Consider the following 18,502-nt stretch of genomic DNA (forward strand, 5'->3'; position numbering starts at 1 on the left):
TTCCCTTCGGGCAGGTCAATCGGATTCGGATTCGAAATACGTTGCGATGCGCTGCGCGAGCATGCGCGCGACATCCTGCTTGGTCGACCGGGGCCATGCGTCGGCCCCGGCATCGGTGATCAGATGAACCGCATTTTCGTCCCCGCCGAAGGTCCCGGTACCGTCCGAGACATCGTTGGCAACGATCCAGTCGCATCCCTTGCGCTTGCGTTTCGCGACAGCTTTTTCGACCGCGTCGCCTGTTTCGGCGGCGAAACCGACGACCAGCGCGGGTCGGTCTGTCGCCAGGCCGGAAACGGTTTTCAGGATGTCGGGATTTTCTGCCAGTTCCAGGGCCGGGGGCGGGGCGCCATCCTGCTTCTTGATCTTCGCCGCCGGTGTCGAAATCACCCGCCAATCGGCCACGGCGGCGGCAAAGACGGCCACATCCACCGGTAGCGAGTCGCGACAGGCCTGCATCATTTCTTCCGCCCGTTCGACATGGATCGTTTCGACACCGTCCGGGTCCGGCAGACGGGTTGGACCGGAGACCAGCGTCACCCGCGCCCCCAAGGCTGCCAAAGCCATTGCGATAGCGTGTCCTTGCTTCCCTGACGACCGGTTTGCGATGTATCGGACGGGGTCGATCGGTTCATGCGTCGGGCCGGAAGTCACCAGCGCGGACCGCCCGGCCAGCGGGCCTTGTTTCGGAACCGTACCGGAATTCAACTGGTCCAGAATGGCCGTTGCGATATCCATCGGTTCCGCCAAACGGCCTTCCCCGAATTCGCCGCAGGCCATGGGGCCTTCAGCCGGGCCAATCACGGCGACACCGCGTTGTTTCAGAAGCGTCAGATTGGCCTGGGTCGCCGGGTGATCCCACATCCGGACGTTCATGGCCGGTGCGACCATAACGGGTTTGTCGGTCGCCAGCAGAACGGTCGTTGCAAGGTCGTCGGCATGGCCGTTCGCCATCTTCGCCAGGATGTCCGCACTGGCCGGTGCGACGACGATCAGGTCGGCCTGACGAGACAATTGGATATGTCCCATTTCGGATTCGTCCGTCAGCGAAAAGATGTCCTGATAGACCTTGTCTTCGGTCAAGGCGGACAGCGACAGGGGCGTGACGAATTGCGATCCGCCCTTGGTCAGGACACAGCGCACCGCAACCCCTCGTTCGCGCAGGCGGCGGATCAGCTCCAGCGATTTATACGCGGCGATGCCCCCTGAAACGATCAGGACGATCCGGCGTTCCCCTGACATGGTCGATCCTTTGCCGACACAATAAAACAGAACGCCTATGTAGATTATATCTTCGATCAGGACAAGCGCGGACGGGATTTCCGTGCGGGATCGAAATGGTTAAGGGAAGGTTAATGCAAAACTGGCTGCAACCGTAGTTTTTCGCCGCCGGATTTACGAATTGCCCATGAAGACGACGATGGCGGCGAGCACACCCAGCACCGCCATGGGGGCCCAAAGCCCCAGATTTCCGCGCCATCCCGCCGGTTCGCGCAGGCTGCCGTCCGGGTTCATGCCATTTTTCGCCAGGCGTTCAAGGGTCTCTTCCGCCCGACGCAGGGTGCGAGGCAAGCGTTCGAGGGTTTCCATGGTCTCGCGCACGGTATCCACGATCCGCGCTTCCGGCCCGCGATTGGCGATCATCCATTCTTCGATCAAGGGACGGGCCAGCAGCCACATATTGACGCCGGGGTTCAGCTTCCGCCCGACGCCTTCGGCCACCAGCATGGTTTTTTGCAACAGCAGCAGGTCCGGCTGGGTCGGCATGTCGAAGCGTTCGGTCGTCCGGAACATCTGTTCCAGCAGGCGGCCGACGGAAATTTCGTTCAACGGCTTGTCCAGAACCGGTTCGCCGATCGCACGCAGCGCCTGGGTGAACAGATCGCGCGATTGGTTCGGCGGGACATAGCCGATTTCGAAATGCGCTTCGGCCACCCGCCGGTAATCGCGGCTGAGGAAACCGACCAGCGTATCGGCCATGAACAGACGCTGACGCCGCGTCACCCGGCCCATGATCCCGAAATCGACGGGGCAAAGCCGCCCATCCGCATCGATGAACATATTGCCCGGATGCATATCCGCGTGGAAGTAGCCGTCGCGGAAGACCTGCAGGAAGAAGATGCGGGCGGACCGTTCCAGGATTTTGTCGGGGTCGTGTCCCAATTCCCGCATGCCCTGGACATCGTCGATATTGATGCCGCGGATGCGTTCCGTGGTCAGGACGCGCTGACCGGTCCGCTCCCAATCGACGGAAACGACGTGGAAATCCTCGTCGCCTTCGCAGTTTTCCTTGAGCTCGGCCGCCGCCGCCCCTTCCAAGCGCAGATCCAGTTCGACCCGAATCCATTCTTCGAAGGTTTCCACCACCGCGACGGGGCGCAGGCGGCGGATTTTCGGCTGTATGCGTTCCGCCAGACGAGCCAGCGCCCGGAACAGGCCGATATCGCGTTCCAGGATTTCCTCGATTCCGGGCCGCAGAACCTTCACCGCGACATCGCGGCCGTCGGTCGTGGTCGCGAAATGCACCTGGGCGATGGAGGCGGCGGCGACCGGTTCCCGGTCGAACTGCGCGAACATCGCGTCCAGGGGCTGGGCCAGCGTTTCTTCGATCGTGCGGATCGCCGCGTCGGTCGGGAAGGGATCCAGCCCGTCTTGGAGTTTTTCAAGGTCGGTCGCGACCTCGTCCCCGACCAGATCGGCGCGCACGGACAGGGCCTGCCCCAATTTGACGAAGCTCGGCCCCATCGCGGCCAGGGCGGCGGCCAGCCGTTCGCCCGGACGGCCCGGACGGCGGCGGCGGAAAAGAAGGCGCAGGAAACCGACGGCAATCCGGAACGGCAGGATGCGGCGGCTGACCATTTCCAGCGGCCACAACGCGTCGTGGCGCGCCAGACTGCGCGCGATCCCGATCAACCGGGCGAGATGGAGAAGCCCGCGCAACACGGTCAGACGCGCCAGCCTTGATGGATGGCGGCAATGCCGCCCGACAGATTACGGTAGCTCACCCGCGAGAGACCGGCCTCGCGCATCTTGGCGCACAAAACCTCCTGCGCCGGGAAGCGGCGGATGGATTCGGCCAGATAGCGGTAACTTTCCTCATCCTTCGCGACCCAACGGCCCAATGCGGGCAACACACGGAAGGAATAGGTGTCGTAAAGGCGGTCCAGAACCGGCAGGGCCACAGTGCTGAACTCCAGGCACAGGAAGGTTCCGCCGGGACGCAGCACCCGCCGCGCCTCGCTAAGGGCGGAGGCGATGTCGGTTACATTGCGCAGCCCGAAGGCGATCGTATAGGCATCGACCGAGTTGTCCGGCATGGGCAGACGTTGCGCATCACCGACGGTCCAATCGATCCCGGACAGGATGCCTTGATCGATGGCCCGGTCGCGCCCGACGCGGACCATGCCTTCGGTCAAGTCGCAGACGGTGACATGACCGCCGCCCGCTTCCAAAAAGCGGAAGGCGATATCGCCGGTCCCGCCCGCGACGTCCAACAGGGTTCGGCCCGGACGGGGGCGTAACTGATCGATCAGCGTCGACTTCCACAGCCGGTGCACACCGCCCGACATCAGGTCGTTCATCAGGTCGTAGCGCGTGGCCACGGATTCGAACACGCCGCGCACTAGGCTGGGCTTGTCCGTAGCCTCCACGTCGCGGTAGCCGAAGCTGGCGTTGTCGCCGTACAGATTGTCGCTGGAACGTTGCGTCATAATGGGCGTGACAATAGCGTCGTCTGGCCGCTAATCAACGTCAATCGTACCACCGCTTCAGGATGCCGCGATGCCCGAATTGCCCGAAGTCGAAACCGTTTGCCGGGGCCTGCGCCCGGCGATGGAGGGCCGCACCGTCCGATGGGTGGACCAGCGGCGGCCCGATCTGCGCTATCCCTTTCCCGATGCCTTCGCCAAAAGGCTGGAAGGGCGGCGCATCCTGGCGGTCGACCGGCGCGCCAAATATATCCTGATCCGATTGGACGACGGCTGGACCTGGATGGTGCATCTGGGCATGTCGGGCCGGTTCACGGTGTCCCCCGGCGCAACGCCGGTGCAGGGAACCAGCGGGCAGGCATCCAGCGGGCAGGCGGGACACAATTCCGGTTGGGCCCTGGTGGAAAAGCACGATCATGTCCTGGTCGATCTGGACGATGGGGGCCGCGTCGTTTTCAACGATACGCGCCGTTTCGGCTTCATGGATTTGATCCCGCCGGACGGGGAGGCCGCCAACGCCCATCTGGCCCATCTCGGACCGGAACCTTTGTCCGACAGTTTTTCCGCCACCTATCTGACCGAAACGCTGGTCGGACGCCGGACACCGATCAAGGCCGCGCTGTTGGATCAACGCATCGTGGCTGGTCTCGGCAATATATATGTGTGCGAGGCCCTGTGGCGGTCGGGTATTTCACCCCGGCGGATGGCCGCCAGCGTCGGGCCGAAACGGGCCGCCGTCCTGGTGCCGGAAATCAAGCAGGTCCTGTCCGACGCCATCGCCGCCGGGGGATCGTCCTTGCGCGACTATGTGCAGGCGACGGGGGAATTGGGGTATTTTCAACATTCCTGGGATGTCTACGACCGGGAAGGGGCGCCGTGCCGGAAACCCGGTTGTTCGGGCACGATTCAACGGTTGGTCCAATCCGGACGGTCGACCTATTTCTGCCCCGCGCATCAGCGCTGATTCCACCCCGCGCCTCAGCGCTGACGATTTCGGCATGAGACAAATATTGTACCCGGACCGTTTTCGGGCTAGCAAATCGCCATGACGAAACGCGCGGCGACGGCAGGCTCGATTTTGCTTCTGGGGGCGATGCTGACGGGAACTATATTCCCGTCGGGGATCGCGATGCTGCCGTCCGGCACGGCGGCGGCCCAGACCTTTATCGAGGGAACGGAAGATCTGCCGCTCGCCCCGGACCTGATCCAGGCGGCGGAGGCGGGCATGGTTTTCGATTCCCCGTCCGGTCGAATTCTGGAGACCTTCGCGACCGGCGCGACGGATCGCGACAGCGTACTTTCCTTTTATGCGGAGACATTGCCGTCCTTGGGCTGGAAGCAACTGTCCCCGTCCCTGTTTCAGCGCGAGGGCGAACGCCTCGCCCTGGATTTCTTCGGTGCCGACGGGGCGCTGAGCGTGCGATTCACGCTGGCGCCGGAATAAGCGGCCCGAACCGACCACGGAACACGATGGAAGAGAGGGGTTTTCCCATGGGCTACGAGTATATTCTGGTGGAGAAGAAGGAATCGGTCGGCCTGATCACGTTGAACCGGCCGAAGGCGCTGAACGCGCTGTGCGCCGGATTGATCGACGATCTGGGCCGGGCCTTGGACGATATGGAAGCCGACGACGATATCGGCGCCGTCGTCCTGACCGGTTCTGAAAAGGCCTTCGCCGCCGGGGCGGATATCAAGGAAATGTCCGAAAAGGACTTCATGGATGTCTACCTGCAGGATTTCATCACCAAGGGCTGGGAACGCATCACCACCTGCCGCAAGCCGATCATCGCGGCGGTCGCAGGCTACGCGCTGGGCGGCGGGTGCGAGGTCGCGATGATGTGCGATTTCATCATCGCCGGCGAAAACGCGAAATTCGGACAGCCGGAAATCACCATCGGCACCATCCCCGGTTCCGGCGGCACCCAGCGCCTGACGCGCTTCGTCGGTAAATCGAAGGCCATGGAAATGTGCCTGACCGGCCGCCTGATGGATGCGGAAGAAGCCGAACGCTCCGGCCTTGTCAGCCGCATCGTGCCGAATGACGAACTTCTGTCCGACGCGCTGAAAACGGCGCAGCAGATCGCGGGCCTGTCCCGACCGATCGTGCTGATGGCGAAGGAATGCGTGAACCGGTCTTACGAAACGACGTTGAGCGAGGGCGTGCGCTACGAACGCCGGGTCTTTCATTCGACCTTCGCGACGGAAGATCAGAAGGAAGGCATGGCGGCCTTCGCCGAAAAGCGGCAGCCGAAATGGAAGAATCGCTGACTCGAACCAGGGGTTTAGGCAACACGGTTCAAAGGCGGGGCTTGACGGGCGCGGTTAGGGTCCGTATAAGCCGCGCCGATCTAGTGACACCAGTCCGGTCCGCCGGGCGTATCAGATAAGAGACAGAAAAATGGCGAACCATCAATCCGCGCTGAAGCGCATCCGCCAGACGAAGAAGCGCACCGACCGCAACATGGCGCGCCGCAATCGCATTCGCACCTTCATCCGCAAGGTCGAAGAAGCGATCGCGTCCGGCGACCAGACGGCGGCCGACGCGGCGATGAAGGCGGCCATGCCGGAACTGCAGCGTGGCGCGACGAAAGGCATCCTGCCCAAGAAGACGGCATCCCGTAAGATCAGCCGTCTGACGCAGCGCGTGAAGGCCGTCAGCGCCTAACAATCAGTCGCAGGCAAACAGCGTTTCGGATCGCCGTCCATTCGGGCGGCGATTCTTTTTGCTGTCGCAGATACGTCACATTCGGAATCCGCGTCGAACACGTCTCGGTTTTGTTTTTTCGCGCGTTTCTGTCGAGGCGCCGCCATCCGGCACATCGCTTCAACGCCTTACCGCAGTGCATTACACAATTTTGGATTTTTGGTTCCGGCGAGTGAAACACGCCATCTTGAGTCAACAACTTTATTTTCCGAATCGCATTGGATGACGCCTTGATCGGAAAAACTGTTTGAGTAGAATTGAGTCGGTCGGGTTGGTCAAACCCCTTCGAAATCAGAAGAACAGCGTTCCTTTAAATAATAAAAGGATAAGCGCTGAGAAGAGTTAATAATAATTCGGTCGTTTGGAGTATCCACACCCCGGTTTAACTCTTCAACAGCGCATCTATGCTGCCTCTTTCGGATTTTTCGAGGGGTTCCGACGGATTTCGCCAAGAATTCCGGTTGTGGAATACTGTTTTGACGAAATCATTGATCCTGAATGCGAGAACGCTTTCCTTTGGCGTCTCCTGAAAGGGTCAACAGCGCGGTCGGCATGTCCGAAACAATATCGGTCATGTCCTACGTAACAGGATGCGGCTTCGGTCGGTGGGTGGTGCAAGGTCTCGACGCGTTTGTTAGGGGGCGTGTTTGGGATACACCGCAACATCGGTCGGCGACAGGGTCAACGAACCCGGTCGGGTGCCGTGCCGGGATGACGGGTAGGGTCGAAAGAATTCGCCGGCAACGACCGGCGGGTCCGAAGTGGGGCTGACAACCCTTGTCATGATGGTGATGCCGCATTGGGCGGAACACCGGACGGGAACTGGATGGGACGCCGTTTCGGCGTCTGGGGCGCGTTTTGTTTCGGGTGGGCGGCGATCCGGATGGGTTCCGCTCTTGGATGTCGAGAGAGGATCGTTGTGAGCGTGGGACGGTACGGATCTGCCGAAGAGGAATTTGCCGGTATGGGCGCGAAGGCGCCGATCGGCGAGAAGACGGTGGAAACGGTCCCGGCCGCGAAACGATTCAATCCGGACGCGCGATATTCGGTTGGGGGTAGACATCGGTCTATGGACGGAAACGCAATGGAGCAGTGGGCGCGGGTACGCGCTGCACTGCGTGAAGAATTCGGTGAAAACGCCTATCGTAGCTGGTTGAAGCCGCTGACCCTGGAAGGGGTCGACGGCGACACGGTGCAATTGTCCGTGCCGACGCGATTTATGCGAAACTGGATCGAAAGCCAGTATGGCGACCGCCTCGCCTCCCTCTGGGCCGGTGAAAATCAATCGATCCGCAACGTCATGGTGCGCCAGGCGAAACAGCGCCCGGCCCAGCAGACGGAGTCCGCGGAATCCACGGGAGAGCGCGCGGGGCGGGGCGGAACCACGGACCGCGAAGCCTCACCGGAAGATCTGGCGCTCGCCAACCTGTCCGCGCCGATCGATCCGCGCTTCACTTTCGACAGCTTCATCGTCGGCAAGCCGAACGAACTGGCCTTCGCCGCCGCCCGCCGCGTGGCGGAAGCGCCGAATGTACCGTTCAATCCGCTGTTCCTGTTCGGCGGCGTGGGCCTGGGCAAGACCCACCTGATGCATGCCATCGCCGGGCATATCCGTACCAGCGCCCCGAACAAGCGCGTGCTGTACCTGTCCGCCGAAAAGTTCATGTATCAGTTTATTCGGGCGCTGCGCTACAAGGATACAATGGCGTTCAAGGAGCAGTTCCGGTCCGTCGATGTGCTGATGATCGACGACGTGCAGTTCATCGCCGGCAAGGAAAACACGCAGGAAGAATTCTTCCACACCTTCAATGCCTTGGTCGATCAGAACCGTCAGGTCGTAATTTCCGCCGACAAGTCGCCCGCCGAACTGGACGGGATCGAGGAACGGATGAAATCGCGCCTGGGCTGGGGACTGGTCGCGGAAATCCATTCGACGACCTACGAATTGCGCCTGGGCATCCTTCAGTCGAAGGCGGAGCGCATGCAGGTCGACGTGCCGATCAAGGTGATGGAATTCCTCGCCCACCGCATTACGTCGAATGTGCGTGAGCTGGAAGGCGCGCTGAACCGTCTTGTCGCCTATGCCAATCTGGTCGGCCGTCCGATCACGCTGGAAAGCGCCCAGGAAGTTCTGCACGATCTGCTGCGTGCCAACGACCGCAAGGCGACGATCGAGGAAATCCAGAAACGCGTCGCCGAACACTACAACATTAAGGTGTCCGAAATGCATTCGGCGCGCCGCAGCCGCGCCGTCGCGCGCCCGCGCCAGGTTGCCATGTATCTGGCCAAACAGCTGACCGCGCGGTCCCTGCCTGAGATCGGTCGCAAGTTCGGTGGCCGCGATCATACGACGGTTATGCATGCCGTCAAAAAGGTCGACGAGCTGCGCCAGACGGATCACGGATTCAACGAGGATGTCGAACTCCTCCGTCGCATGCTGGAGGGGTGATTCGCAAAAACGGGCGGCATCGATTCGATTAAGCCGCCCATCGGCAATCCGCCTCGCCATGCGAACCACCACAACATCTTGCGAAACGATCTGAATAGCCGTTTGTTTTCAATGTCTTGCAAAATGCCCTCCGAAACATCTTTTCGGATCGACGGGAAGCCGCGACTCGCCTAAAAAAAACACGGAATTCTCGGGCGCGCGTGCTATAGTCCGAGCGCGTTCGGACACCCTCGGCGACCGGCCTTCCGGCCCCGTCGAATCCCCGTCCGGCGGGCGGAATCCGGCCTCGCGACTCGGCCCGGATATTCCGGAATTCACCATGGCCGACCAAGTGTTCGGACCCCCGACGCGCCCGCCCGATCCGGTGGAGGCGCATTGCCAGGGAGACGGACCGGGACGAGAGAGCGAGGCGGGAGTTTGAGAGAGCGGTGTGCCGGACCCTATAGCCCAGCGGGGCGACGGGAGCGGACCCGCTCCGAGAGCGGACAACAACCACGGATACGATTTTCAAAGCCATGAAACTCACCATCGAACGGGCCGCGCTGCTTCGCGCACTGAACCACGTCCAAAGTGTCGTCGAACGCCGCAACACGATTCCGATCCTCGCCAATGTCCTGGTCGAGGCCCGTGACGGCATGTTGAGCCTCAACGCCACGGACATGGACATTTCCATTGTCGAGCGGACCCCGGCGGAGGTCGGCCAACCCGGCAGCATCACCGCGCCGGCGCACACGCTGTACGATATCGTCCGCAAGCTGCCGGACGGCGCGCAGGTCGACCTGGACGCGACGGGTGGCGGCGACCGCCTGATCCTGTCGTCCGGCCGGTCGCGCTTCACGCTGCAGACCCTGCCGACCGAGGATTTCCCGGTCATGGCCGGGGGCGATATGCCGCATACGTTCGATCTGGACGCGGGCGCGTTGCGCACGCTGATCGACCGCACGCGCTTCGCCATTTCGACGGAAGAAACCCGCTATTACCTGAACGGCATCTATGTGCATGCGGTGACCGAAGGCACCCCGGCGCTGCGCGCCGTCGCCACGGACGGGCACCGGCTGGCGCGGGTCGAAATCGAGCTGCCGGAAGGCGCCGCGGGCATTCCCGGCGTCATCGTGCCGCGCAAGACCGTCGCCGAACTGCGGAAGCTGATCGAGGAAACCGACGGCACGGTCACCGTGACCCTGTCCGAAACCAAGATTCGCTTCGCCTTCGACGAGGCCGTGCTGATTTCCAAGCTAATCGACGGCACTTTCCCGGATTACGAACGGGTCATCCCGACCGGCAACGACAAGGTCCTGTCCGTTGACCGCGTCAGCTTCGCCCAGGCCGTGGATCGCGTCGCGACCATCGCGACGGAAAAACTGCGTGCCGTGAAGCTCAGCATCGATGCCGGGCAGTTGACCCTGTCGGCGTCCAGCCAGGAAAACGGCACCGCCGTGGAAGAACTGCCCGTCAGCTATGACCGGGATTCGATCGAAATCGGGTTCAACGCCCGGTATCTGCTCGACATTGCCGATCAGATCGAAAGCAGCCAAGCCGAATTCATTCTGGCCGATTCCGCCTCGCCGACCATCGTGCGGGACGCGGAAGATCCGGGGGCGCTGTACGTTCTGATGCCGATGCGGGTGTAAGGCGGGGCCCGTGACCGCCCACCCGGCCGACCTGGAGACCCGTTTGGCCGCCGCTAGGATAACCAGCGCTCCTCCCGCATCCGCCACCGGCCTCACCGCCGAAACCGGCGGTCGGGTTCCGGCGCTCAGCGTCCGACGGCTGCGTCTCAACGCGTTTCGCAATTATTCGCAGGCATCCCTGGACCCGGATCGCCGCCCGGTCGTCCTGACCGGCGCGAACGGCGCCGGCAAGACGAACCTGCTGGAGGCGGTATCCCTGTTGACGCCGGGCCGCGGGCTGCGCCGGGCGAAAACGAGCGAGGTCGACCGGATCGTGCCGGGGGCAGCCCCGACGCCCTGGGCCGTGGCCGCCACGATCGATACGGATACCGGCCCGGTAGAAATCGGCACCGGCCGCGACCCGGAAGGGGAACGCCGGATGGTCCGCATCGACGGCAATCCGGAAAAAAGTCAGGCCGTGCTGGGCGAATATTTTTCGGTGGTTTGGCTGACCCCGCAAATGGACCGCCTGTTCCAGGATTCCGCCGGCGAACGTCGCCGCTTCCTGGACCGGTTGATCTACGGCTTCGACCCGGCCCATGCCGGGCGGCTGACCGGATACGACAAGGCGCTGCGGCAGCGGGCGCGCCTGTTGAAGGACGGCAGCCGCGACGCGGCCTGGCTGGGCGCGTTGGAAGCGCAGATGATCGAACGCGGCATCGCCATCGCGGCGGCGCGGCGGGTTATGGCCGACAGGCTGGCGCGGGCTTGCGCGCGCGAGGACGGGCCGTTTCCCGGTGCCGGGATCGCGGTCGAAGGCGATGTCGAAACCTGGCTGGGTGAAGGGGCGGCGCTGGACACGGAAGACCGGTTCGGCGCGGCGCTTCAGGCGAACCGGGCGCGCGACGCGGAAACAGGCGGGGCCGCCGTCGGACCGCATCGCGCGGATCTGGTGGTGACCCATCTGGCGAAGGAATTGCCGGCGGGCCAATGTTCGACGGGGGAGCAGAAAGCCCTCCTGATCGCCATCGTGCTGGCCCATGCCCGCCTGCAAGCGGCGGAGCGCGGGGCCGGGCCGGTCCTGCTGCTGGACGAGGTCGCGGCCCATCTGGACGAGGCGCGGCGCGACGCCCTGTTCGAAACGGTGCTGGGATTGGGGCTTCAGGCCTGGATCACCGGCACGGATCGCGTAACCTTCGGCGCCTTCGGCGACCGGGCGCAATATTTCGAGGTCGAGGCGGCACAGGTCCGCCCGGCCGCATAACGACAACAAGACCTGTTCATGTAAGGGTATCGGTATGAGCGACACGGATATGACGGTTCAGAGCGACAGCGACTACGGCGCGGGATCGATCAAGGTCCTCAAGGGCCTGGAAGCGGTACGCAAAAGGCCCGGCATGTATATCGGCGACACCGATGACGGGACCGGCCTGCACCACATGGTCTATGAGGTCGTGGACAACGCGATCGACGAGGCGCTGGCCGGGCATTGCGACATCGTGACGGTGAAGCTGAACGGCGACGGGTCCGTCACCGTTTCCGACAACGGACGCGGCATCCCGACCGACATGCATCCAACCGAAGGCATTTCGGCGGCGGAAGTCATCATGACCCAGCTGCATGCCGGCGGTAAGTTCGACCAGAATTCCTACAAGGTCTCCGGCGGTCTGCACGGCGTCGGCGTGTCGGTGGTGAATGCGTTGTCCACCTGGCTGGAACTGCGCATCCGCCGGAACGGCAAGCTGCACGGCATGCGCTTCGAGCATGGCGAGGCGGTCAAGCCGCTGGAAGTCATCGGCGACTGCGGCACCGAAAAAGGCACGGAAGTCACCTTCTTCCCGTCGCCGGACACGTTTACCATGACGGAATTCAGCTTCAATACGCTGGAACACCGTCTACGTGAACTCGCCTTCCTGAATTCCGGCGTGCATATCCAATTGGCCGATGAGCGATCCGCGGAAAAGCGGGTCGTCGATCTGGTCTATGAAGGTGGGGTTCAAGCCTTCGTCAAGTGGCTGGACCGGTCGAAGCAGAGCCTGCACGGCGATCCAATCATGATCACCGGGGAAAAGGACGGCCTGACCGTCGAATGCGCTCTGCAGTGGAACGAAACCTTCCACGAGAACATGCTGTGTTTCACCAACAACATCCCGCAGCGCGACGGCGGTACGCATCTGGCCGGGTTCCGGGGCGCCCTGACCCGTCAGATCAACGCCTATGCCAACGATTCCGGCGTGGCGAAGAAGGAAAAAGTCACCCTGACCGGCGACGACGCGCGCGAGGGCCTGACCTGCGTTCTGTCGGTGAAGGTGCCGGATCCGAAATTTTCCAGCCAGACCAAGGACAAGCTGGTTTCGTCCGAAGTCCGCCCGGTGGTCGAAGCCGTGGTGAACGAAAAACTGGCCGAATGGTTCGAGGAGCACCCGACCGAAGCCCGGCAGATTATCCAGAAGGCCGTGACCGCCGCCGCCGCCCGTGAGGCCGCGCGCAAGGCCCGCGAAATCACCCAGCGCAAGGGCGTGTTGGACATCGCCTCCCTGCCCGGCAAGCTGGCCGATTGTCAGGAACGCGATCCGGCGAAATCCGAACTGTTCATCGTCGAGGGCGACAGCGCGGGCGGCTCCGCCAAACAGGGCCGCAACCGGAAATTCCAGGCCATCCTGCCGTTGAAGGGCAAGATTCTGAACGTCGAACGCGCGCGCATGGACAAGATGCTGTCCAGCCAGGAAATCGGCACGCTGATCACCGCGCTGGGCACCGGCATCGGCAAGGACGGGTTCAACGCGCAAAAGGCCCGGTACCACAAGATCATCATCATGACCGACGCCGATGTCGACGGCAGCCATATCCGGACCCTGCTATTGACCTTCTTCTATCGGCAGATGCGCGAATTGGTGGATGCCGGATACCTTTATATCGCCCAGCCGCCGCTATTCCTGATCAAGCGCGGCGAAAAGAAGGTGCGGTATATCAAGAACGAACGCGACTTGGAGAAATTCCTGGTCGGCAACGGCATCACCGACGCTGTCCTGACCGACGGGAACGGCGCTCAGCGCGGCGGCGCGGATCTGACGAGCATCGTCGAACGTGCCCGGGACGCGAAACATCTGGTGGAACCGCTGGCCCGCAGCTGCGGCAATGCCCGCGTGATCGAACAATTGGCGATCTACGGCGCGTTGAGCGCGACCTTGCAGCAGGACCTGGAAAAGGCCCAGGCCGCGGCGGAATTCGTCGCCAAGATTCTGGACCGCCTGTCGGAAGAACACGCCCGCGGCTGGACCGGGACCGCGTCCGAAGACGACGGCTATGTCTTCACCCGGATCAATCGCGGCGTGACGGAACGAATCGCGGTCGACCCGGAACTTCTGCGCAGCGGCGAGTCCCGGAAGCTCGATTCCATGGCCGCCCATCTGCAGGAAATCTATGCCGGGAACGGCGCGATGCTGAAGATCAAGGACGAGACCTTCAAGATCACCGGCCCGATCGACCTGATCGACCGGATCGTGGCGACCGGCCGCAAGGGCCTGTCGGTCCAGCGCTATAAAGGGTTGGGGGAGATGAACCCGGATCAACTGTGGGAAACCACGCTGGACCCGGAAGTCCGCACTCTGTTGCAGGTGAAGGTCGCCCATGGCGACGACGCAGATACCGTGTTCTCCACCCTGATGGGCGACGTCGTCGAACCGCGCCGCGAATTCATCCAGGAAAACGCCCTGAAGGTCGCCAACCTCGACGTCTAGGATGTCGTTTCCGCGGTGTTCGGATGTTCACCGCGGACGCCTGCGTCGATATAATTTGCAGATACAGGCTTGAAGGAGAGCGGCCATGGCCTCGTTCACCGGCGGGTGCCAATGCGGCAAGGTCCGAATTGTAGCCAGGGGAGAGCCCTATCGCGTGGGGCTGTGCCATTGTCTGGATTGCCGCAAGCATCATGGCGCGCTGTTTCACGCCTCCGCCATATTCCCGAGGGAGACCGTGACCGTCGACGGCGAAACCCGCGATTATGAAGGGCGGCATTTCTGCCCCATTTGCGGTTCCTCCGTGTTTTCGTGCAGCGGGGACGAAATCGAAGTGCATCTGGGATCGCTGGATGCACCGGACCAGCTGACCCCGACTTACGAATTATGGACCGTCCGCCGCGAATCCTGGCTACCGCCCTTTCCGCTTACAAAGCGGTATGAGCGCGACCGGACATCGACGGATCGCGCGGAGGAATAGCGCGATCAATCGCGGTATTCGTCGATGATCGTCTTAGCGATGCGGTCGCGATGGATGACGCCGGTGATGCGGTCGGGCCGGATGACGCCGCGGCCCTTTCGGACCACCGCGATGGCCGCGTCGCGGCGCGCTAAACGGGTCATGAGGGCTTGCACGAAATCGCCTTCGCCGATCACCGTGAAGTTCCGGATCGGCATCGCGCCGGACAGGGGCTTCCCGTCCTTGTCCGCCGGAATGACGCCCACGAACCGTCCTGTTTCATCCGCCAGGGTCGCATAGAAGTCCCCGACCTGATGGAAATCCGCCGTCGCATCCGCCTGGATCGCATGGATGTGCAGATCGGGCAGGCGGATCGCGCCGGTAATCGGGGTCATGATGTCCCTCACCTTGCGGATGGAGAACATATGGGTGTGGCGTTCCTTGGGAATATGCTGGCCCCGGCGGGTCAGCTTCATCGTGTAGATATTGTCTTCCATGATCAGACGCCGGGTCCCGATCGCCCCCGCCACGGCAATCGTCACCGGGACGATCAACGAGTACTGGCCCGTCATTTCATAGATCATCAGGATCGCGGTCATCGCCGCGCCGGTCGCGCCGCCGACGATCGCGGCCATGCCCAGAATGGCGAATTCGATGGGACCGAAGCCCAGATTCGGCCAAAGGATGGACAGGATGGTCCCGAAACACCCGCCCAGCGTCGCGCCCAGGAACAGGGACGGCGAGAACACGCCGCCCGACGCGCCCGAGGCCAGGCTGACGCTGGTCGCAACCATTTTCGCGAAGAACAGGATCGCCATCAGATAGGCGAAGGTCATTTCGCCGTTCAGGATACCCTGGATCGTGTCATACCCGACGCCGTCGGTGAAATACCGCCCATAGATCAGGAAGAACACATACATCATGACGCCCAGACACGTCATGCCCGCCATGTTTTTCAGATAGGGGTTGATATCCCATTCGTCGAACAGGTCTTCCATCCAGTGCAGGAATTTGACGAAAAACGCCGCGGCGGCGCCGCAGACGATGCCGAACAGCAGATAGACCGGCAGGAATTGAACCGCGCTCGGGAACAGCAACTGCGGCAGGACCGAATTCGGCACGACGAAGGCCGGTTCGATGCCGAAAAAAATCTGGCCGACATAGGTCGCGGTACCGGTCGCCAGGACCACGGGCAGGAAGGTGCGCGCGCTGACTTCCGGCAGCATCAATTCGATGGCGAACATCACGGCGCCCAGCGGCGTGTTGAACGTCGCGGCGATACCGGCCCCCGCGCCCGCGGCGACCAATGTGATGGTCTGCCATTTGGGCAGGCGGAACACCTGTCCCAGGGTCGATCCGATGCCGCTGCCGATCTGGATGATCGGGCCTTCGCGCCCGACCGACGCGCCGCTGCCGATCGACAGGGCGGAGGCCAGCGATTTCACAAGCACGACGACCGGACGGATGCGGCCATTGTTGTAGAAGATCGCGGCCATGACCTCCGGCACGCCGTGGCCTTTCGCTTCCGGGGCGAAACGACGTACCAGGAACAGAACAACTAAACCGCCGATGACCGGCGCGAGGATGACGAAGGGCCCCCAATTACTGGGCGGCGTCGGGTCGTTCGCTTGATACGACCAGGCGAATTCCCCCAGAAACAGGGCGTTATGGACGACGGCGATCAGCACGCGAAGCGCAGCGGACCCCAATCCGGTAATCGCGCCGACGATCACGGCCATCACGCTGAGGAAGACCAATCCCGACGGGACGCGCAACCGTTTGTTACCTACCGCTGACATGCCGCAATCTCATTCATTCGAGCGTTCGCAGGGGCGATCACGTCCCGAATCTGTCGGAAGCGACCCGCACCTGTCGGAAATGGAGGGTCTACCGGGAACGGAGGCTGACCCCCCACCGGCAGGCGATCCGACAATCCTAGATTTGATTTCGCCCCGGACTTTTGACATAACGTCCATGGCTATTCAAATCCAATCCCGTGATTTGCCCTCATGGCACGTGTGACGGACGGTTAACGATCCGACCACGGCCTGCCGCCTCGTATTCGATGCAGGCGCCGTCGGACAAGTCACCCAATGAAGTGTCGCCGGTCGATTTGGGCCGAGGCGGCCGAAACGATCGTTAGACTGACATGCAAAACGTGCTTCCGCGACTGTTCCGAAACCCTCGCTCCAGTGGAGTATTCATCCTATTGGGTGTTGTTCTTCTGGTCGGCTATGTGTTCCTGCTGGAACATGAAGAACGCACCATGGACGCCTATTACAGCGACCTGCGGGACAGCAATCCCGCGCGCTACCTGACGGAAATACGCCAAGCGCACGGGTTTCAGGTCTATCTGGACGAATATCTGACCTTGAACGACTACAAGACACCGACCACGGATGTGCCGCCGTTCCTGATCGGCCGCTGGTCGCTGTTCGAGGAAGAAAAACGCGTCGGCGACGACTTCATTCCGAGTTCCTGCCTGTTGAGCCTGGAAATCGAAGACGAACGCCTGAAGCTGTTGGGTGAAGACAAGGCGGTGTTTCCGGTCGAATATACGATGAATGGCGACATCGCCACCGCGCATCGACCCGACGGCGCCCCGGTCCTGATCCAGGTCATCGCCTATGGCAGCCACGTCCATCATATCGAGGTCCAAAACCTGCCCGGCGTGCCCGCATCGTCGGACGGGCCGGTATACGGGTATCTGTGCCGGTAAAGGCTAGGCGTCAGCGCAACCCGTAGAACATCGCGACAAAGGCGACAACGCCGAAAACCAGAGCCACGATCAGGCCCATGGTCTTGCTGTAGCCTGCGCTCGGACTGCTTTTCTTTTCCAGACCCGCGATTTCCGCTTCGATTTGGCCGCGGCGTTTGACGATTTTTTGCGCGGCATCGTCCCGTTGATCGGGCATGGCGCGCAACATCATTCCCAAACGATCGTATTCCTGCCGCGCTTCCGCGATGGACCGTGCCATTTTTTCCCCTTCACCGCTGCTGACATGCCGTCAGAGTACTGTTCAACCGGCGGCACGATCCCCAATGGGCCGACGATCCTGTGTGTAAGTGACCGTAATGTATCCGGATTCTTGAAGATTACAAAACCGGCACGCCGGTAAACCAGACATGGCCGTGCATCAGCGCCACATAGAGCACGATCCCCGCGATCACGCGCCATATGCCGATCCCTCGCCAGTCGATCTTGCCGCGCCCCTGGATCGCCGCCAGGAACGGAATAACGGAGGTTGTCAGCGCGATCGGCCCCCAGTCGGACCCCAGCGTGACCCGGCGGCGATAGTCGATATGCAGGATGCCGCCGACCGCCAGGATCAGCATCCCGACGCAGAGCATCAGCGTCGCCGTATCACCGTTCGGCACCATATGCGAGACGGCCCACAGGATGACCGCGACCATCATCGGATGGCGCGTTACCGTGACGATGCCGACGGCGGGCACGGGATCGCCCGCCAATTTCTCACCGCCGACCGATGTCGGGCTGCGCGTCGACCAGGCGCAGACCAGCAGGATGCAGACGATGGGCATGACGGCGACCGGCACCATGGAATGGACCGGCATAGGGTCCCACAGATAGGTCGCGTCGGCCCGCGCCGCGCCATAGGCCCAGATGGTCCATACCAGACCAACAGCCGAGACGATGGAGAAAAAACCGCGAAAGGCGTTAGTGCCGAAACGGCCCGCAATCCCTTGCCGCACGGGCAATGAGGCCATCAGGAAGTGGCCGACGACAAAGAAGACGAGGGCGCATAAAAGCTGGAAGAGCGTTTCGGTCATGGCCCGTAATATGGACAAGCTTCATACCCGCGTCCATAGTCGC

The 18,502-nt window shown here is 62.3% G+C and carries 16 protein-coding genes; 10 read left to right on the plus strand and 6 right to left on the minus strand.

Annotation, left to right across the window (positions count from 1 at the left end):
- Positions 1 to 15 precede the first annotated feature (15 nt).
- From coaBC to HH303_RS10360, 3 genes are all read right to left on the minus strand, one after another.
- Positions 16 to 1,242, minus strand: coding sequence for a bifunctional phosphopantothenoylcysteine decarboxylase/phosphopantothenate--cysteine ligase CoaBC (gene coaBC, locus HH303_RS10350; RefSeq protein WP_169625266.1), 1,227 nt, complete (start codon positions 1,240 to 1,242; stop codon positions 16 to 18).
- Positions 1,243 to 1,395: 153 nt separating this feature from the next.
- Positions 1,396 to 2,943, minus strand: a complete 1,548-nt coding sequence (gene ubiB, locus HH303_RS10355) for a 2-polyprenylphenol 6-hydroxylase (protein ID WP_169625267.1) — start codon at positions 2,941 to 2,943, stop codon at positions 1,396 to 1,398.
- Positions 2,944 to 2,945: 2 nt separating this feature from the next.
- Positions 2,946 to 3,710 (minus strand): class I SAM-dependent methyltransferase, encoded by a 765-nt coding sequence (locus HH303_RS10360; protein ID WP_169625268.1) that lies wholly within the window; start codon positions 3,708 to 3,710, stop codon positions 2,946 to 2,948.
- Between the two features lie 70 nt (positions 3,711 to 3,780).
- On the opposite strand from HH303_RS10360, the gene mutM reads away from it, so the two are divergent.
- From mutM to HH303_RS10405, 9 genes are all read left to right on the plus strand, one after another.
- Complete coding sequence (gene mutM / locus HH303_RS10365) at positions 3,781 to 4,671, plus strand: bifunctional DNA-formamidopyrimidine glycosylase/DNA-(apurinic or apyrimidinic site) lyase (protein ID WP_169625269.1); 891 nt, start codon at positions 3,781 to 3,783, stop codon at positions 4,669 to 4,671.
- An 81-nt stretch (positions 4,672 to 4,752) separates the two neighbouring features.
- The gene (locus HH303_RS10370) at positions 4,753 to 5,151 is read left to right on the plus strand and encodes a hypothetical protein (protein ID WP_169625270.1); all 399 of its coding nucleotides are present in this window, start codon (positions 4,753 to 4,755) and stop codon (positions 5,149 to 5,151) included.
- Between the two features lie 47 nt (positions 5,152 to 5,198).
- Positions 5,199 to 5,975: an enoyl-CoA hydratase gene (locus HH303_RS10375; RefSeq protein ID WP_169625271.1), complete on the plus strand. Its 777-nt coding sequence runs from the start codon at positions 5,199 to 5,201 to the stop codon at positions 5,973 to 5,975.
- 130 nt (positions 5,976 to 6,105) lie between these two features.
- Positions 6,106 to 6,372: a 30S ribosomal protein S20 gene (gene rpsT, locus HH303_RS10380; RefSeq protein ID WP_169625272.1), complete on the plus strand. Its 267-nt coding sequence runs from the start codon at positions 6,106 to 6,108 to the stop codon at positions 6,370 to 6,372.
- A gap of 1,123 nt (positions 6,373 to 7,495) precedes the next feature.
- Positions 7,496 to 8,860, plus strand: a complete 1,365-nt coding sequence (dnaA, locus tag HH303_RS10385) for a chromosomal replication initiator protein DnaA (RefSeq protein ID WP_319637375.1) — start codon at positions 7,496 to 7,498, stop codon at positions 8,858 to 8,860.
- A 515-nt stretch (positions 8,861 to 9,375) separates the two neighbouring features.
- Positions 9,376 to 10,491 (plus strand): DNA polymerase III subunit beta, encoded by a 1,116-nt coding sequence (dnaN, locus tag HH303_RS10390; protein WP_169625274.1) that lies wholly within the window; start codon positions 9,376 to 9,378, stop codon positions 10,489 to 10,491.
- A gap of 10 nt (positions 10,492 to 10,501) precedes the next feature.
- Complete coding sequence (gene recF / locus HH303_RS10395; protein WP_319637376.1) at positions 10,502 to 11,734, plus strand: DNA replication/repair protein RecF; 1,233 nt, start codon at positions 10,502 to 10,504, stop codon at positions 11,732 to 11,734.
- Between the two features lie 34 nt (positions 11,735 to 11,768).
- Positions 11,769 to 14,210, plus strand: a complete 2,442-nt coding sequence (gene gyrB / locus HH303_RS10400; protein WP_169625275.1) for a DNA topoisomerase (ATP-hydrolyzing) subunit B — start codon at positions 11,769 to 11,771, stop codon at positions 14,208 to 14,210.
- Between the two features lie 85 nt (positions 14,211 to 14,295).
- The gene (locus HH303_RS10405) at positions 14,296 to 14,688 is read left to right on the plus strand and encodes a GFA family protein (protein ID WP_169625276.1); all 393 of its coding nucleotides are present in this window, start codon (positions 14,296 to 14,298) and stop codon (positions 14,686 to 14,688) included.
- 5 nt (positions 14,689 to 14,693) lie between these two features.
- Here HH303_RS10405 and HH303_RS10410 read toward each other — a convergent pair whose 3' ends face one another.
- Entirely contained in the window at positions 14,694 to 16,466 is a 1,773-nt protein-coding gene (locus HH303_RS10410) for a chloride channel protein (RefSeq protein ID WP_169625277.1), read from the minus strand.
- 410 nt (positions 16,467 to 16,876) lie between these two features.
- Here HH303_RS10410 and HH303_RS10415 point away from each other — a divergent pair, with 410 nt between their 5' ends.
- Positions 16,877 to 17,386, plus strand: coding sequence for a hypothetical protein (locus HH303_RS10415; RefSeq protein ID WP_169625278.1), 510 nt, complete (start codon positions 16,877 to 16,879; stop codon positions 17,384 to 17,386).
- A gap of 10 nt (positions 17,387 to 17,396) precedes the next feature.
- Here HH303_RS10415 and HH303_RS10420 read toward each other — a convergent pair whose 3' ends face one another.
- Together HH303_RS10420 and HH303_RS10425 are read right to left on the minus strand one after the other, a co-directional pair.
- Positions 17,397 to 17,645 carry a hypothetical protein gene (locus HH303_RS10420; RefSeq protein WP_169625279.1) on the minus strand — a complete coding sequence of 83 codons (249 nt, stop codon included), beginning with the start codon at positions 17,643 to 17,645 and terminating at the stop codon, positions 17,397 to 17,399.
- Between the two features lie 118 nt (positions 17,646 to 17,763).
- On the minus strand, positions 17,764 to 18,459 hold the full coding sequence (locus HH303_RS10425) for an NnrU family protein (RefSeq protein ID WP_169625280.1): 696 nt from the start codon (positions 18,457 to 18,459) through the stop codon (positions 17,764 to 17,766).
- Positions 18,460 to 18,502: the final 43 nt, after the last annotated feature.

The organism is Pacificispira spongiicola (assembly GCF_012926505.1).
Taxonomy (GTDB): Bacteria; Pseudomonadota; Alphaproteobacteria; order UBA8366; family Aestuariispiraceae; genus Pacificispira; species Pacificispira spongiicola.

Coding starts and splice junctions, on each gene's coding strand:
- coaBC (WP_169625266.1), bottom strand. CDS start 1,242: ATGTCAGGGGAACGCCGGATCGTCCTGATCGTTTCAGGGGGCATCGCC.
- HH303_RS10360 (WP_169625268.1), bottom strand. CDS start 3,710: ATGACGCAACGTTCCAGCGACAATCTGTACGGCGACAACGCCAGCTTC.
- mutM (WP_169625269.1), top strand. CDS start 3,781: ATGCCCGAATTGCCCGAAGTCGAAACCGTTTGCCGGGGCCTGCGCCCG.
- HH303_RS10370 (WP_169625270.1), top strand. CDS start 4,753: ATGACGAAACGCGCGGCGACGGCAGGCTCGATTTTGCTTCTGGGGGCG.
- HH303_RS10375 (WP_169625271.1), top strand. CDS start 5,199: ATGGGCTACGAGTATATTCTGGTGGAGAAGAAGGAATCGGTCGGCCTG.
- rpsT (WP_169625272.1), top strand. CDS start 6,106: ATGGCGAACCATCAATCCGCGCTGAAGCGCATCCGCCAGACGAAGAAG.
- dnaA (WP_319637375.1), top strand. CDS start 7,496: ATGGAGCAGTGGGCGCGGGTACGCGCTGCACTGCGTGAAGAATTCGGT.
- dnaN (WP_169625274.1), top strand. CDS start 9,376: ATGAAACTCACCATCGAACGGGCCGCGCTGCTTCGCGCACTGAACCAC.
- gyrB (WP_169625275.1), top strand. CDS start 11,769: ATGAGCGACACGGATATGACGGTTCAGAGCGACAGCGACTACGGCGCG.
- HH303_RS10405 (WP_169625276.1), top strand. CDS start 14,296: ATGGCCTCGTTCACCGGCGGGTGCCAATGCGGCAAGGTCCGAATTGTA.
- HH303_RS10410 (WP_169625277.1), bottom strand. CDS start 16,466: ATGTCAGCGGTAGGTAACAAACGGTTGCGCGTCCCGTCGGGATTGGTC.
- HH303_RS10420 (WP_169625279.1), bottom strand. CDS start 17,645: ATGGCACGGTCCATCGCGGAAGCGCGGCAGGAATACGATCGTTTGGGA.
- HH303_RS10425 (WP_169625280.1), bottom strand. CDS start 18,459: ATGACCGAAACGCTCTTCCAGCTTTTATGCGCCCTCGTCTTCTTTGTC.